Consider the following 546-nt stretch of genomic DNA (forward strand, 5'->3'; position numbering starts at 1 on the left):
TTTCTGTAAGAAAAGCCTTACGTTGGTAGTGAGGTTAGCGAAAATGAGTGTTGTCTAAAAACAGACAAATAGATTGTCTTTTCATGGTCATTGAGGAATGCTACGCAAGGCGGGCTTAGGCAATTATCTCGAAATGCGATAAGTCTAGTGCCCTTATTGATTGTCTGAATATAAGAATAATCTAGATGGAATTTGAGTCGGTTACCTTGCTTGCGATGGGACTGATTTTTCTCGGTTCTTTTGTCCAAACTGCGATTGGTTTTGGCTTAGCCATTGTGGCCGCGCCATTGCTCATTCTATGGGCGCCCGAATATGTGCCTGCACCTATCTGTTTGGTCGCGTTGTTTATTTCGATCATGAATGCGCTGAAACATCGCAGTAGCGTCGAAATCGGTGGTCTAAAAATGGCACTGATTGGCCGAGTTCCCGGTTCTATTGCTGGTGGCTTCATGCTGTTTTTTGTCTCCACTCAAGCACTGACGTTGTGGATCGGTTTACTCGTTCTATTCGCGGTTATCGTTAGTGTGCTTCCGTTTCGTATTGACC

1 protein-coding gene is annotated in these 546 nt (G+C 44.5%); it reads left to right on the top strand.

Features of this window, described 5'->3' with window-relative positions:
- Window positions 1–185 precede the first annotated feature (185 nt).
- On the top strand, window positions 186–546 hold a 361-nt coding region (locus R7E78_RS29680; protein WP_318059085.1), incomplete at its 3' end, for a TSUP family transporter.

The organism is Vibrio sp. YT-19(2023) (assembly GCF_033337395.1).